At 63.7% G+C, this 14,223-nt stretch carries 14 protein-coding genes; 8 read left to right on the top strand and 6 right to left on the bottom strand.

Annotated features, from left to right (window positions below; genetic code table 11):
• Positions 1–241: 241 nt before the first annotated feature.
• Positions 242–886 carry a two component system response regulator gene (locus BN1121_RS11610; RefSeq protein ID WP_005356839.1) on the top strand — a complete coding sequence of 215 codons (645 nt, stop codon included), beginning with the start codon at positions 242–244 and terminating at the stop codon, positions 884–886.
• Here the strand turns inward: BN1121_RS11610 and BN1121_RS11605 are convergent.
• The 6 genes from BN1121_RS11605 to sctR are packed head-to-tail and all read right to left on the bottom strand — an operon-like array spanning position 883 to position 6,999.
• A complete protein-coding gene (locus BN1121_RS11605) occupies positions 883–3,597 on the bottom strand; it encodes a two component system sensor kinase (RefSeq protein WP_005356837.1) in 2,715 nt (904 codons plus the stop codon). The genes BN1121_RS11610 and BN1121_RS11605 overlap by 4 nt on opposite strands.
• 10 nt (positions 3,598–3,607) lie before the next feature.
• A complete protein-coding gene (locus BN1121_RS11600) occupies positions 3,608–4,249 on the bottom strand; it encodes a lytic transglycosylase domain-containing protein (protein WP_005356834.1) in 642 nt (213 codons plus the stop codon).
• Complete coding sequence (locus BN1121_RS11595; protein WP_005356832.1) at positions 4,239–5,294, bottom strand: EscU/YscU/HrcU family type III secretion system export apparatus switch protein; 1,056 nt, start codon at positions 5,292–5,294, stop codon at positions 4,239–4,241. The genes BN1121_RS11600 and BN1121_RS11595 overlap by 11 nt, the downstream gene beginning before the upstream one ends.
• Positions 5,291–6,070, bottom strand: a complete 780-nt coding sequence (sctT, locus tag BN1121_RS11590) for a type III secretion system export apparatus subunit SctT (RefSeq protein ID WP_005356831.1) — start codon at positions 6,068–6,070, stop codon at positions 5,291–5,293. Before sctT ends, BN1121_RS11595 begins: the two co-directional genes overlap by 4 nt.
• Position 6,071: 1 nt before the next feature.
• Positions 6,072–6,341 (bottom strand): type III secretion system export apparatus subunit SctS, encoded by a 270-nt coding sequence (gene sctS, locus BN1121_RS11585; protein WP_005356828.1) that lies wholly within the window; start codon positions 6,339–6,341, stop codon positions 6,072–6,074.
• 10 nt (positions 6,342–6,351) lie between these two features.
• Entirely contained in the window at positions 6,352–6,999 is a 648-nt protein-coding gene (gene sctR, locus BN1121_RS11580; RefSeq protein ID WP_005356827.1) for a type III secretion system export apparatus subunit SctR, read from the bottom strand.
• Positions 7,000–7,373: 374 nt separating this feature from the next.
• Between sctR and BN1121_RS11575 the strand changes: the two genes are divergently transcribed.
• From BN1121_RS11575 to BN1121_RS11545, 7 genes are all read left to right on the top strand, one after another.
• Positions 7,374–8,450 carry a hypothetical protein gene (locus BN1121_RS11575; protein WP_005356810.1) on the top strand — a complete coding sequence of 359 codons (1,077 nt, stop codon included), beginning with the start codon at positions 7,374–7,376 and terminating at the stop codon, positions 8,448–8,450.
• A gap of 136 nt (positions 8,451–8,586) precedes the next feature.
• Positions 8,587–8,964, top strand: a complete 378-nt coding sequence (locus tag BN1121_RS11570) for a hypothetical protein (RefSeq protein WP_043597811.1) — start codon at positions 8,587–8,589, stop codon at positions 8,962–8,964.
• A gap of 123 nt (positions 8,965–9,087) precedes the next feature.
• Positions 9,088–11,133 carry an EscV/YscV/HrcV family type III secretion system export apparatus protein gene (locus tag BN1121_RS11565; RefSeq protein WP_005356803.1) on the top strand — a complete coding sequence of 682 codons (2,046 nt, stop codon included), beginning with the start codon at positions 9,088–9,090 and terminating at the stop codon, positions 11,131–11,133.
• Positions 11,120–12,436: a FliI/YscN family ATPase gene (locus BN1121_RS11560; protein WP_005356801.1), complete on the top strand. Its 1,317-nt coding sequence runs from the start codon at positions 11,120–11,122 to the stop codon at positions 12,434–12,436. Before BN1121_RS11565 ends, BN1121_RS11560 begins: the two co-directional genes overlap by 14 nt.
• The gene (locus tag BN1121_RS11555; protein WP_005356799.1) at positions 12,430–12,798 is read left to right on the top strand and encodes a hypothetical protein; all 369 of its coding nucleotides are present in this window, start codon (positions 12,430–12,432) and stop codon (positions 12,796–12,798) included. The genes BN1121_RS11560 and BN1121_RS11555 overlap by 7 nt, the downstream gene beginning before the upstream one ends.
• On the top strand, positions 12,795–13,232 hold the full coding sequence (locus tag BN1121_RS11550) for a hypothetical protein (protein WP_005356797.1): 438 nt from the start codon (positions 12,795–12,797) through the stop codon (positions 13,230–13,232). The genes BN1121_RS11555 and BN1121_RS11550 overlap by 4 nt, the downstream gene beginning before the upstream one ends.
• Positions 13,222–14,103, top strand: coding sequence for a type III secretion system protein SepQ (locus BN1121_RS11545; protein WP_005356796.1), 882 nt, complete (start codon positions 13,222–13,224; stop codon positions 14,101–14,103). The genes BN1121_RS11550 and BN1121_RS11545 overlap by 11 nt, the downstream gene beginning before the upstream one ends.
• Positions 14,104–14,223 lie beyond the last annotated feature (120 nt).

Below are 14,223 nucleotides of genomic sequence, written 5' to 3'. Positions count from 1 at the left end.
CGCTTCACGACGCCACTCCCGGAGCAAGCCGTAAGCTGTGCCTAGTGTATGGGCAGCCTATCCTCCAGGGGATCTGTCCCCATGGGTGGCCCTCCGGGCGATCAGCGTTGCCCCACCTCAACCGATGGCCAGGTGACACACGGTGCAACCCAGTGCGAGTAATGTCCATATGAAGGGGACGGATAGCCTCGCACAAGCCAGATGAATATAATTGAAAGCCGTTGAATTATTGGGAGTCAGCATGAGCCTTTCTACCTCTCCCCTGAGAGTCCTGATCGTCGAAGACCATGCACTGTTAATTGATGGCATCCGTCACCTGTTGGCCAACCAGCCCCGCTACGATGTCGTCGGTGCCGTCAGCGACGGGCTGGCGGTCTATGAAGCCTGCCAAAAGCTGACACCTGACATGGTGTTGCTGGATCTCGGCCTGCCCGGCATGGACGGAATCGACGTGATCCATCAACTCAGACGCCGCTGGGAAGCGCTACGGATTGTGGTTGTCACCGCCTCCAGCGAGGAGCGTCGGGGACGAGATGCGCTCGCCGCGGGTGCTCTGGCGTACGTGCTGAAGCAGAGCACGCAACAGACCCTGCTCGCCGCCTTGCAACACGCCGCCATTGGCAAGCGTTTCGTCGATCCCGCACTCAGGCTGGAAACTCTGGAGAGCTCCGAGAGCAGCGGAGCAGAAACGCCCCTGACTCTGCGGGAGCGACAGATCCTCAAGCTGGTGTCGGAAGGAAAACGCAACCGCGATATTGCCGAGCTACTCTCCATCAGTCTCAAGACGGTTGAGACCCATCGCCTCAACCTGATGCGCAAGCTTGATGCCCACAATGCCGCCGAGCTCAGTAACTGGGCTCGGCGGCTGGGTCTGCTGGAGTTTTAATCACTCCCGAGCTCCCCTCGCACCAAGCGTCGCAGATCGCCGAGTGCGAGGGGAGACATCTCGCACTCCTCCTCGAGGCACTCCTCCCAGTGACGGCAAGCCTCATGAACCAGACTCAGCCCCCCCTGCCCGGCCAGCCCCTTGATGGTGTGAAGAAGGTGCCGCACCCCCTGCTCTTCTCCCTTCTCCAGGGCCTCTTCCAGCTGCATCAGATACTCCTCGAGATGCTCTGCCAGGCGCTCACGCAGTTGCGGATCCTCCCCCAGCACGGCCCCGCCCTGGTTTAAGGCGAGTTCAATGTCCCGCTCCAGCTGCAGATCGGCGGCAAACTCCAACGCCTGCGATAACACCAGGGGGGTAACGGGTTTGGTCAGATATTCGTTGAAGCCCGCTCTTTGCAACCGCTGTCGCTCCCCCGGTTGGGCATTGGCCGTCAGCGCGATGACGGGACAATCGGGATCCAAAATGCCATTTTCCTCGTCTCGCCACAGATGTAGCGTCTCCTCACCGGAGAGGCCGGGCATACGCATATCCATCAACACCAGATCGAACACGTGTTCACGCCCGAGCAGCAGGGCATCGGCACCGCTGGCCGCCAGATAGACCCTATGCCCCTGTTGGCGCAACATGCGCCCCACTATGTCCCGGTTGGTCTCCACATCATCGACCAGCAAGATCTGCAGCGACCAAGGAGAGGTCGGCATCTGCTCTTCAAGCAGGTTTTCAACCGGGCGCCCCTCCAGACAACGGCGCAGCCGATCCGGTAGATAGCAAAGCTCCCTCCCCTCCAGTTCAGGGTTTTTCCCCAGTTCGGGTTTATAACCCCAAGCGGCTAATTGCTCGTGCAGGCTGACAGGGGCAAGAATATCGCCCCGGGCCACCCGCTCGGCCACTTGCCCCTCTCCCAGTGGCAACTCCAACCGAAAACTGGCACCACGCGGCACCATCTCGAGAACGAGATCTCCTCCGAGTAACCGAGCCAGGCTACGGGCAATGGGTAGCCCAAGCCCACTCCCCGCCTTATGGCTGTCGACTTGGTGGAAGGGGGTAAAGACATCGTCATGACGAGCGACCGGGATCCCGGGGCCGCTGTCGGTGACGCGAACGAAGACCCTCTCCCCCTCGCTCCAGCCTCGCAGAGTCACCTCCCCGCCCGCAGTAAATTTGACAGCATTACCCAATAAGTTGATCAGGATCTGGCGCAGACGCAGTCCATCGGTATTGAGCATGCGGGGGAAGCTCGCATCCAGCAGGCAGTGTAGGCTCAGCCCCTTCTCTATTGCCGGTAACTGGACGGTGAGCATGGCCTGATCGATGAGGGGCAGCGGGTCGAGACGCTCAGCCATCACGACCATCTGGCCGGATTCGATCCGGGAGAAGTCGAGCAGGTTATTGATGATCTCCAGTAAGTGTCTGGAGCACTTGAGACCTGTGTCCAAAAGATCCCGCTGCTCGCCACTCGTTTCTCCCTGACCGAGCAGGGTCAAGGCTCCAATGATGCCGTTGAGGGGGGTGCGGATCTCGTGGCTGATGCTATTGAGATGCTCACTCTTGTTGGCGCTGGCCTGCTCGGCCTGGCGCCGAGCCAGCTCCAGCTCGGCCGTACGCTCCGCCACCCTCGCTTCCAGCACCGCGTATTGCGCCTTAACCGCCTCGAGCAAGCGGTTGTAGGTCTGGGCGATGCGCCCCAGCTCATCTTCTCCCTCTACCGACAGCGCAGGAAGCAAGGCGACCGGCACATGGGGGGTAAGTTTTCTCATCACCCCGTCCAGACGGCGTCCCAGGGTACGTTGCAGTACCAGATAGAGCAGCCCCACCAGGGTGACTAGCAACAGCAGGGCCACCGGCAGATGCCGATGCAGGGCGGCGAAGGCGGCCTCCCTGATCTGACTGCTGGGAGTGAAGAGTTGCATCTGCCACCCCACCGGGATCACCTCCCGACAGATAGCAAAACGCCCCTCCCGGTCGACCCCATCCTGGCCGAGACACCCCTCGGGCGAGACCCGGTGGCGAGTTGTATTAGCGGTAATGGGGGAGCCCTGGCTCCCCAGCCAGACGATCTCTTCGTCCGCGCGCCGCTCCTCGGTGCCAAAGGAGGGGGGAAGATGGACAGTGACCCCGATAAGAGCGTCGCTCGCAGGGTCACGCCTGGCGGCGATCACATGCCAATCCCCATCCTGGCTGTGATAGGGAGAGCTCCAAATAATCCCCCCGCTCACCTGGTTGCGCAGCGCTCTGAGTTGGGCCAGATGGCGGGGGGTATCGGTCGGACGGCCACTGGCACTGGAAAGCACCACGCCACCATCGAGCAGCACAAACGTATCGACAAAGTCACCCAGCCCCCCGCTGCCATAAGCCTCTACGAAGGCCAGAGCTCGCTGGATACGGGGCGAGGCATCGGCAACCCCTTCCCCGTCGGCTATATAGTGCGCTGCCAGATAGTGTTCGGGCCGCAGCTCCTTGTCGCTCAGTCCCTGCCAACTGCGTAGCAGGGTCGCCACATCACGCTCCACATCGAGCAGCTCCACGCTCAGCTCATAGACACTCTCCTCGACCCGAGAGATGAGCTGCCGCTGCAACGCCCCCTTGGTCTGTTCGAAGTCGAGCAGCAGGGCCACGCTGGTACTGAGTAGCCAAAACAGGGTGATGACACCACTGAGAGTCAGCGCGAGACGCAATGAGAGTGAGGTGCGCCAGGGCAGGCGGATCATGGTGGCTCCTTCAACTGTTGGTCGTATTCGACGAACCTCCGGTCAGGAGGCGCCATAATTGTCCCATATCGCCGAGGTCAGGGGCAGGGCGAGCGGCCGCTGGCATCTCATTTGGTGCATTCTGTTGCAGGCTCTGATAGTAATCGAGCACCTTCTCGACATATCGCTGGGTCTCCGGATAGGGAGGAATGCGCCCCCCGTAGCGAGCGACGGCCCCTTCACCGGCATTGTAACCGGCCAGGGCAAGATCGAGTCGACCGAATCGCTGCAGCAGCTCCCCCAGATAGGTAACGCCGGCCTCCAGATTCTCTCGCGGCACCGTCAGGGCATGCTTGCCATAACGAGCGGCCGTGGCCGGCATCAGCTGCATCAATCCGATGGCCCCCTTCTCCGACACCGCATCGTGGCGGTAGGCCGACTCCACGGCGACCACCGCCTGCACCAGCAGCGGATCGAGCCGGTGCTGACCGGCCACTTCGGCGATCAGCGCCTTGTAAAGGGCAGGATCCCCGGCCGGTACCGAGACCACTGGCGTTTCCTTCGTCACCGCAGGAATGCCGCCATCGGCAGGAACCCTGACCCAGCGCAGGGGCTCGGCACAGAGAGAGCCAGCCAGCAGGCAGAGCAGCAGCCAGCATACCTTACTCCTCATCGTCTACCTCCTCACTCTCTTCCCGCAACAGCCGCAGCACCTGGGCCACCGCCACGAAGAGCTCCTCGGGAATGAAGTCGCCCGGTTGGGTGGAGGCTACCAGCGCCCTGGCGAGCGGAATGTTTTCCACCACGGGAATGCCACGTGCCTCGGCCAGCGCCACTATGTGCAAGGCTCGCTCGTCACGCCCATATTCGAGGACTCTGGGGAGCGGCGTCTCCCCTTCGCAATAACGCAGGCAGACGGCGATATGGGTCGGGTTGCGCACCACCACTGAGGCGTCGGCCACCTTCTCGGCCAGACTGCCGCTTTGCACCTCGCGATGGAGCTCACGACGCCGCTGCTTGATCTCGGGGCTCCCTTCGGCATTTTTGAACTCTTGCTTGATATCCTCTTTCGACATCATCAGCTGCTTGCGCAGTTGATGATGCTGCATGGCGTAATCGGCAACGGCAAAGAGGGCGGTCAGGATCAACAAGATGGCCCACATCCACTGCGCCATCTTGCTGCAGACCAGGATGCCGGCCACCACGCCAGCCTGGGAGAGATGGGTAAAGGAGGCAGCATAACGCTCGATGAGGTAGCTGAAGGTCAGCGCCAGGATCCCCATCTTGAGCAGCATCTTGCCAAGTTCGAAGAGCTTGACCACAGACACCATCTGCTTGGCATTGGACAGGGGATTGATACGCTGCCCGGAGGGCTGAATCGCCTTGGGAGCAAACAGAAAACCACTCTGAACAAGGCCGGTCAGGATCAACAACACCGCCAGCAAGTCGGCCAATCCAAAGACGAAGCGCACCACCAGCGTGGCCAGCTTGCCCACCAGCACACTCATGGCCGAGGAGAGAGAAAGATTGACCACCCCCACCGTCGAGACGATGAGATCCCCGAGCGCCAGGTAGAGCATGGGCCCCTCGGCCACCATCCAGAGCAGGATGACCGCGAGCTGGACCAGGGCGTTGATCTCCTGGCTCTTGGCGACCTGCCCCTCCTCACGGGCATCGCGGATCCGCTTGGCTGTGGGCTGCTCGGTCTTTTCACTCATGGCCGTGCTCCCAGTTGCAAGATCAGGCCACCGTCAAACTGTACGAAGTGATCCAGCACCCCCGAGAGGGCGAAAGGGAGCGCCATGATCAGCATCAGCAATACCATGGCACTCTTGATAGGCATGGAAAGGGTGAAGACGTTGAGCTGCTGAACCGAGCGGTTGATAAGACCCAGGGCCAGATCGATGAGCACCATCATCACCATGGCCGGCATGGCAAAGCTCAGAGCCAGGGTGTAGAGCTGGTGCCACAACTGCTCGAGCAGGGGCAAGAAACCGCTGCTCCAGTGCCATCCCTGACCCGGTTGCAGATGCGTATAAGAAGTAAACAGGGCGCTGAGCAGGGCATGAAAGCCCCCCAGTACCATGAAGAGCACCCCCGCCAACTGGGAGAAAAGAGAGCCCATGGGGGACGACTGCCCTCCCAGCAGAGGGTTGAAGACACCGGCCATGGAGGCCCCGCGCATGGTGTCGATGACAAAACCGGCCATATCCAGTGCCCAGAGCGGGATGGCCGCGGAGAACCCCAGCATCACGCCGATGCCGAGCTCTGCCGCCAACACCAGGGCATAGTGCACAGGGGCCTGCAGCGGATTGGGCAGCACCAGGGTCGAGAGCAGGGGCAGCACCGGCAGGGTCGCCATCAGGGCCAGAGCGTTGCGGATCAGGGTTCCCCCCAGCATGGCAGGGCCAAACAGGGGGAGAATCAGCATGGCCCCGAGCGGGCGCATCATGGCCACCCCGAGCAGCGGCCACCAGTGATTCAGCTCTTCCATGCTAGCTCCCCATCTGGCCAATCAGATCCAGGGTTCTTGCCGCGTACCCGAGCAGGGCCTCTCCCATCCAGTGGTGGGTCAGGGCCAGGGTTATGCAGGCACACACCAGCTTGATGACGAAGGCGACGGTCTGATCCTGGATCTGGGTCAGCGCCTGCACCAGGCCAACCAGGATGCCGACCAGGGAGGCCACCAGCACCACAGGCAGTGACAACACCAGCACCAGCCAGAGCAGCTCGCCAGCCAGTTGAACGATTTGCGCCTCACCCATGATGACCTCCTCAGTGGTATGAGAGCAGCAGTTGGCCGAGCAGTCGGTCCCACCCACCCACCAGCACGAACACCAGCAGCTTGAAGGGCATGGAGATGGTCATGGGTGAGACCATCATCATCCCCATGGCGAGCAGCACGTTGGAGACGATGAGATCGATTGCGATGAAGGGGAGAAAGAGCAGCAGGCCAATCTTGAATGCCTCGATAAGCTGGCTCACGGCGAAGGCCGGCATCAGAAGCAGCAGTGAGTCATCACTGACCTTCTCCCGTATGCTGTCAGGCCAGCTCTTGCGAGCCGCATCGCGAAAGAAACGCAACTGGGCCGGGGCCGTATGCTGGCGCAGAAAGTGGCGATAGGGATCCAGGGTGTTGTCGGAGAGGCGGGTCAGCAACCCGGCCCCGGGCTCGGCCGGCGAGGCCGCCACCCGCTCCTGCACCGCCGTTCCCACCGGCGTCATGACAAAGAGCGTCAGGATCAGCGCCAGACCGTAGAGGGCGATGTTGGGGGGGATCTGCTGGATCCCGAGGGCATTGCGCAGCAGGGCAAACACCACCGAGAGTTTGAGAAACGAGGTTCCCATCACCACCAGCAGGGGCAGCAGGGAGAGAGTGGCCAGCAGGGCAATCAGCTCGGCAGGTTGTTCTGTCAGGGACATGATGGGTTCTCCGCCAGGGTATGCCCCCATTGTGCTCACCAGGGGCCCTCTACCCCATAGGGTGAAGACCTGAGCTGGCACAACGCGCACCGCCCCCCATCACGGCGGCGGTAACGACCACACCATCACACTGTCGGACCAGGTCTTGAAAGAGGCGAGTGGGCATCCCCCGATGGGCGGGCCGACAGACGCCATCAACATCACACCGCTTGAAATTGGAAAGCGTGGCGCCGCATTTCCCCGACGAGTCATCAGTTCAGGTATTAACCCTAGGGCAGGTTCCACGACGGCAGAGAAGAATGAGACCAAGGAAGCAAGTGAGCCTCCTTACCCAACCAACGGGTACCCAATTCCACTCTCTTTTGGAGATTACTATGGAAATTCGTCTCAACATCCCGACCGTTCATATCGATCCGTCCATCCGTTCGCAAGATAGCGGCGACACCCGTCAGCTCGCCTTGGTGCAAACGGCCTCAGCCAGGCAAGTGCTATACGAACCGGGGACCACCTTGAGCCATGAGCTCAGCCAGGCCGCCAACAAGCTGTATCAGGTCTACGAGTCACTCGATCAGGGCGATCAGGCGGCGCTTGGCGCCCGTTTGTTCGGAGCGGAAGGCCTGATGCCCCACGCCACCCCCTCCGATCTACTGCAGGTGCTCAACCGGGTCGACCAGATGCCCAGCCATGCCTCCGGGCACGACAGGTCCATCGTCATCGCCCTGATGGGCGACATCGGCGCCCTGTACGCGGCCACCGGTGCCACCACGGGGACAGAACGCTCGCAAGAGGCCTCGGTACGCTTGCGTGACGGTCTTGCCCAGGCCTTGGTAAATGCCGGCCTCACACCTCCCTCCGGAGGGTCGATCCAAGAGGTGCAAGAGCGGGGAGGCTCCTCCGCCGTGGGGCCGGACAAGAAGGCGGAAAGAAGCCGGCCTCAGGCCGAGCATGTCTTCCGTACCGGTATACACAACCTGGGAGAGGAGGCCGATGACCTACTCGATGTGCCCCGTGACAGCCGTATCCCGCCCACCAAGTGGGACGTGGCACACATATCTGCACAACGCGTAGATGAAACCATAGAGCCCTTTGCGGGGCACATGTCCGGCTCCCCCGCCGAGATTCTGCAGACTTGGGACATGCTGCGGGGCGAGGCCCCGGAACAGCAGTTCGTTGGCAGGCTCCACAGCGAGCATCAATACGACCCCATGCAGAACCGAACCCCCGCCGAGCAAGAGCAACTAAGAGCCCGAGCGGCTGGCGCCGGGGCCTTCCTGGTCGGTTTGGGTTATCACAGTTCGGTCGAAGTGATCGAAGGCACCCTGACCTACATGGGGCAATCTCTGCGTGACCACAACGTCTTGGGTATAGGGCAGCGAGATGCCGGCCATCTGTTTGGCGCCGGTGCCGCAACCGATCTGATGTCCGAGCTCTTCCAGTCCCATTGCCGATAAGGCGGTCCCTCAACGCCCGGCCGACCCGTGCCGGGCGTTTCTCATCGTCGCGACGTGCGGCCAACATCAGGTATTCACCCTATCCCACAGCGAGCAGCCGGGCCCCATGATGGCTTCACCCAACAGGAGATACATCATGGATCTGCAATGGCAACGCCAGACCGAGCTCTGGTTGAGGTTGATGGGAGCCAAGGGTCAAGCGGCTGCTCTGCGCCTCACCCTGCCACGAGCCGGCGAGACCCTCTATCTGGAGCAAAGCCAGGGCCGTGCCAGGGTCAGCCTGTGCCGTCCCCTCTCCCGACAGGATCGGCAAGAGACGCTGCTGCGCCTGCTCTCTCTGCTGCAACCGGATGCGGGGGCCGGCATCCCGCTGCGGGCCTGGCTTAGCGGCGCCTCCCTCTGGCTCTCGGCCCTGGCCCCCCCCGACAGCGGCGCCGAGCAGTGGGCCGAACTGGTGCGGCGCCAACGGCTACTGCTCGACCGGGCGTTATCTCGAGTATCGCAAGAGGAATAGCGCCAGTGAAGGCACCGAGAGGGTGACGTCAACGGCATAGGGTTCAGGTCTTGACCCTATACCGCCCCCCCCACCTCTGCCCTCAAGCTAAACCCTGACAAGATCACGTTGTGGAGCACACCGATGAAAACGCTCAATCGCTGGTTACAGGGGATCGCCGCACGGCAGGATGTGATCCTGGCCGCCATGCTGCTGCTGGCCATCTTCATGATGATAGTGCCCCTGCCCACCCTGCTGGTGGATGTGCTGATCGCCATCAACCTCACTCTCTCGATCACCCTGCTGATGATGGCGGTCTATATCCGCGAGCCGATGGAGTTCTCTGCCTTTCCTGCCGTGCTGCTCATCACCACCCTCTACCGGCTGGCCCTCACCATCAGCACCAGTCGTCTCATCTTGCTGCAACACGATGCCGGGGAGATCGTCTACACCTTCGGCAACTTCGCCGTGGGGGGAAACCTGGCGGTGGGCCTCATCGTCTTTGCCATCATCACGGTGGTGCAGTTTATCGTCATCACCAAGGGGTCGGAGCGAGTGGCCGAAGTCAGTGCCCGCTTCTCCCTCGATGGCATGCCCGGCAAGCAGATGAGTATCGACGGCGACATGCGGGCCGGCATCATCGATGCCAACGAGGCTCGCCGCCAGCGGGCCATGGTCCAGAAGGAGAGCCAACTCTACGGGGCCATGGACGGGGCGATGAAGTTCGTCAAGGGGGATGCCATCGCCTCTATCATCGTCATCCTGGTCAATATCTTCGGCGGGATCGGGGTCGGCGTCTTCATGCACGACATGAGTGCCGGCGAGGCCGCCTCGACCTACGCCATCCTCTCGGTGGGGGATGGGCTGATAGCCCAGATCCCGGCCCTGCTCATCTCCATCGCAGCCGGTATCATAGTCACCCGGGTGCCCGGGGAGCAGAGACGCAACCTGGCCAGCGAGCTCTCGGAGCAGATCCTGCGCCAGCGCCAGGCACTCTGGATCGTCTCGGCCGTGCTGGTGCTTTTTGCCTGCCTACCCGGTTTCCCCACCCTGGTCTTCCTCTCCCTGGCCGCCCTGGTCGCCGGCATCACCTACCGGCTCAGCCGCGAAGGGGGCAATAGCGCCGCAGCAGCCCAGTTGCACGGGGATGAGGCGAGTGCCGACAGTGCCCCCCTGACCATAGGCGCCACCCCCTTGCTGCTGCGCCTTTCCCCCGATGAGGCGCGCGATGGTCAGCTGCGCCAGGCACTCTCCGCCCTGCGCCTGGACAAGCTCGAGCAACTGGGGCTGCCGCTGCCCGATATCCAGCTGCAAGGGGATCCCGCTCTGGCACCCGGTCACTTCTCGCTGCTGCTCTATCAGGAGCCCATCCTCTCCCTGGCCCTGCCACCCTTGCCACTGCTCGATCTCGCCAGCCCGGAGATAAAACAGGTGAGCCAGCGCGATCCCCTCCCCTTCGGTGGACTCACCCTGCAGTGGGTCAGCCCGGAGCAGGCCGCCGCTATCTCCGGCATGGGGCTGCAGTGCCATCAGGGGCAGGCGCGGATCGTCCACCTGGTGTCTGTCGCCCTCGACCGCTACGGGGCCGAGCTTATCGGGGTGCAGGAGGCGCGCTACCTGATGGATCAGATGGAGCAACGCTACGGGGAACTGGTCAAGGAGCTGCAGCGCCAGCTGCCGGTGGCCCGGGTTGCCGACGTGCTGCAACGCCTGGTGGCGGAGGGGGTCTCGGTGCGCGATCTGCGGGCCATCTTCGAGGCGCTGGTGGAGTGGGCCCCCCGGGAGAAAGACCCGGTCATGTTGACGGAATATGCCCGCCTGGCCCTGCGTCGCCATATTGTCGGTCGCCAGCGCCGGGGCCAGCCCTGGGTGCGAGCCTGGCTGGTCGGCGGCCATATCGAGCAACTGATGCGCGAGTCGATTCGCCAAACGTCGGCCGGCTCCTACTCGGCCCTGAGCCCGGAGGAGAATCAGGCCATCCTCGGCGAGATCCGCTCCGCACTCGCTCGTACTGGCGGTCCGGGCACCGCCCTGGTGACCGCCATCGACGTGCGCCGATTCATCCGCAAGCTCATCGAAAAGGATCTCTTCACCACCCCGGTCCTCTCGTTTCAGGAGATCGATGACGAAGCCGAACTCAAGGTACTGGGACACATAGAGCTGATAGGAGAGACCCATGCGGCTGCCTGATTATCACCAGATCCTGGGGGCTCTGCCCCACCCCATCCTCGCCTCTGCGTCCCATGAACGCCTGGAGGGACGCATCCTCACGGTGGGCACCACACTGCTGCGGGCCCATCTGCCCGGCGTCGGCCTGGGGGAACTCTGCACCCTGCCAGGCGGCAGCCCGGCCGAGGTGGTGGCCCTGGAGGGGGAGCAGGCCCTGCTCTCCCCCTATCGGGAGCCCCTGGGGTTGGCCTGCGGTATGCTGGTCTCCCCCACCGGAGAGCGGGCTCGGATCGGCGTCGGTCCAGCCCTGCTAGGACGGGTCGTCGATGCCCTGGGACGCCCCGCCGACCGGCTCCCCGCCCCCGACATCGAGGGGTGGAAACCTCTCGAGGCCGAGCCGCCCGAGCCGCTGGCCCGCACCCTTATCGATACCCCCCTGCCCATGGGCGTGCGCGCCATCGATGCCACCCTGACCGTCGGGGTGGGTCAACGCCTCGGCATCTTCGCCCCGGCCGGCTGCGGCAAGAGCACCCTGCTTGGCATGCTGGCCGCCAACAGCGATGTCGAGGTGGTGGTGCTGGCCCTCATCGGCGAGCGGGGGCGTGAGGTGCGGGAGTTTCTCGAGCAGGTGATGACCCCGGCCCTGCGCGAGCGCAGCGTGGTGGTACTGGCCACCTCGGATCGCCCCGCGCTGGAGCGCCTCAAGGCGGCGGCAACCGCCACCACCATCGCCGAGTACTTTCGCGACCAGGGTCGCCGGGTGCTGCTACTGGTGGACTCTCTGACCCGCTACACCCGGGCCATTCGCGAAATTGCGCTGGCCGCCGGCGAACCCATGGTGGGCTCGGGCTACCCCCCCAGTCTCTACGCCCGCCTTCCGCGCCTGCTGGAGCGAGCCGGTCCGGCTGCGCGCGGCAGTATCACCGCCTTCTATACCGTACTGATGGAGGAGAAGGGCGATCCCCTGGCCGAAGAGGTTCGCTCCCTGCTCGACGGGCACATAGTGCTCTCCCGTCGCCTGGCCGAGGCGAACCACTATCCGGCCATCGACGTGCTGGCCAGCATCAGCCGGGTGATGAATCAGGTCACGACGCGTCCCCATCGGGAGGCGGCCGGCCGTCTGCGCCACCTGCTCGCCGCCTGGCAAGAGGTGGAGCTGTTGGTCAGGGTGGGAGAATACAAGGAAGGACAGGACCCGGAGGCGGACGATGCCATCGCCCGGCGACCGGCCATCACGGCACTGCTCTGTCAGCGGGTCGACGAACCGACGGCCCTGACCCAGACCCTGGTGACCCTCTCTGACGCCGTGGGGCTCCCATGCTGAGACAGTTACTCGATATCAAACGGCGACGGGAGCGAGGACTGCGCACCACACTGGCCCGTCTGGGCGAAGAGCTGCAGAGCCTGCGGCTGCGTCAGCAACACCTGAACAGTCGCCAGGCCGAGCTGCACCAGCAGTGGCGCCAACTGACCCAGCAGGCCGGGTGTATGAACCAGGCGACCCTGAGCCGCCTGCGCGCCACCCTCTGTACTCTGGAGAGCGAGGTCGAGCGGCTGGCCCACGAGCAGGATGCGCTGATCGCCGAGCAGGGACGCCTGAACCAACTGCGCGCAGAGCAGGAGACCCGACTCAGGCTCAACCTGCGCGAACAGGAAAAATTACAACTGCTGGAGGAGGCTCCATGATCACACCCACCCATTGCCTGTCCACCCGTCGTCAGCAGCAAAGAGACGAGGAGCAACGCCCTCGGGAAGAGTGCGTCGAGCGCTTTCAGTCCCTGCTGGGCGACGCGCCGCTACCGACCCTGCACGCCAGCGCCCCTTCCTGTCATGAATCGCCCCCGGCTACCGGCCCCATCCCGGTACCACCACCTCGGGAGCATGAGACAGCACTATGCCCCCCCTCCCTGCCCGAGACACTGCAACTGAGGGCAGTCAGCGGTCCCCTCGCAGGCCTGATGATCAATGCCGGCTGGCAAGGGGGACGGCTGGTCATGCGCCTGACGGCACCGTCAGCCAGTGTGGCGCAGCGCCTCTGCGGGCGAGGCAAGGGGCTGGAAGAGGCACTCTCGACCCTGCTGGAGATACCGGTCACCGTGGAGGTAGAGCATGACAACTAGCCGCTGGGGCAGCGAGGCTCCCCTGTTTCGCCTCAGCCGGATTGGCGCCACTTCGCGCCTGGGTGCGCTCGAGCTGGAGGCGGATCTGTCACGCCCCACCGGCCAAGGCCTGCGCCTGACCACCCATTGTGACGGGAGCGAGCTGCACCTCTGGATCGGCGAGGCTGCCTGGTGCGCCTGGCTGGATCCCCAGTTGGTGACCCCCTCACTGGCGCAGATAGAGGAGAGCCTCTACCCCCTGCTGGCCAGCTGGACACTGGCGCCCCTTGATGAATGGCTGCAGGCCCAGGGACTACCGTCCCTGGCACCGGCCACCCTCTGCCGTGCCGAGGCGCCGGCCCTGTGCTGGCGCCTCACCCTCGGCAGCGAGGGCAGGCGACTCCCCCTGTGCCTGGAGTCGGTCCCGCCGGCGCTGCTCCATCGCTGGCTCAGCGCCCTCACCCCCAGCCCGGATCGCGTCCACGAGCTTGGCCTGCAACTGGGTTGGTGTCAGCTGCCCGAGGAGGAGCTCACCGCCACCAGAGCCGGAGAGGTCCTGCCCCTGTACGGCATGGGTGAGACGCCGGATCGCTTCTGGCTCCATCCCCTGGGGGGTGCCCAGCTGCAACTGATCGATGGGCAGTTGGGGCGGGCGCTGCCCGGTCAACCGTTCTGCGCCCCGCCGCCCGGTACGGCCCGACTGATGGTCGAGGTGGGCAAGATCTGCCTGGATGCCGCCACCCTGGCGAGCTGGGTACCGGATCTCGAGTGCGCCGTCACTTCTCAGGCCTATCCGACACTGCGTCTGTTGCGAGGCGCCGAACTGTGGGCCGAAGGGGAGCTACTACGTATGGACGACGGTTGGGCCGTGCGTCTGACCACTCAGCCATAACCTTGCCTGTCTCTCACCGACGAGCCGCCCTTTGGGCGGCTCGTCTCGTTTCTCTCCCCTGAAGACCGTTTCAGGTCTTCACCCTATGCCGCCCCGACAGCAAAGCGCCAAGAATGAGGC

The organism is Aeromonas diversa CDC 2478-85 (genome assembly GCF_000819805.1).
Classification (GTDB): Bacteria; Pseudomonadota; Gammaproteobacteria; order Enterobacterales; family Aeromonadaceae; genus Aeromonas; species Aeromonas diversa.
This window is presented reverse-complemented; position numbering and strand designations above follow the sequence as displayed.

Coding starts and splice junctions, on each gene's coding strand:
- BN1121_RS11570 (WP_043597811.1), top strand. CDS start 8,587: ATGGATCTGCAATGGCAACGCCAGACCGAGCTCTGGTTGAGGTTGATG.
- BN1121_RS11545 (WP_005356796.1), top strand. CDS start 13,222: ATGACAACTAGCCGCTGGGGCAGCGAGGCTCCCCTGTTTCGCCTCAGC.
- sctR (WP_005356827.1), bottom strand. CDS start 6,999: ATGTCCCTGACAGAACAACCTGCCGAGCTGATTGCCCTGCTGGCCACT.
- BN1121_RS11560 (WP_005356801.1), top strand. CDS start 11,120: ATGCGGCTGCCTGATTATCACCAGATCCTGGGGGCTCTGCCCCACCCC.
- BN1121_RS11555 (WP_005356799.1), top strand. CDS start 12,430: ATGCTGAGACAGTTACTCGATATCAAACGGCGACGGGAGCGAGGACTG.
- BN1121_RS11565 (WP_005356803.1), top strand. CDS start 9,088: ATGAAAACGCTCAATCGCTGGTTACAGGGGATCGCCGCACGGCAGGAT.
- BN1121_RS11600 (WP_005356834.1), bottom strand. CDS start 4,249: ATGAGGAGTAAGGTATGCTGGCTGCTGCTCTGCCTGCTGGCTGGCTCT.
- BN1121_RS11575 (WP_005356810.1), top strand. CDS start 7,374: ATGGAAATTCGTCTCAACATCCCGACCGTTCATATCGATCCGTCCATC.
- sctT (WP_005356831.1), bottom strand. CDS start 6,070: ATGGAAGAGCTGAATCACTGGTGGCCGCTGCTCGGGGTGGCCATGATG.
- BN1121_RS11595 (WP_005356832.1), bottom strand. CDS start 5,294: ATGAGTGAAAAGACCGAGCAGCCCACAGCCAAGCGGATCCGCGATGCC.
- BN1121_RS11610 (WP_005356839.1), top strand. CDS start 242: ATGAGCCTTTCTACCTCTCCCCTGAGAGTCCTGATCGTCGAAGACCAT.
- sctS (WP_005356828.1), bottom strand. CDS start 6,341: ATGGGTGAGGCGCAAATCGTTCAACTGGCTGGCGAGCTGCTCTGGCTG.
- BN1121_RS11605 (WP_005356837.1), bottom strand. CDS start 3,597: ATGATCCGCCTGCCCTGGCGCACCTCACTCTCATTGCGTCTCGCGCTG.
- BN1121_RS11550 (WP_005356797.1), top strand. CDS start 12,795: ATGATCACACCCACCCATTGCCTGTCCACCCGTCGTCAGCAGCAAAGA.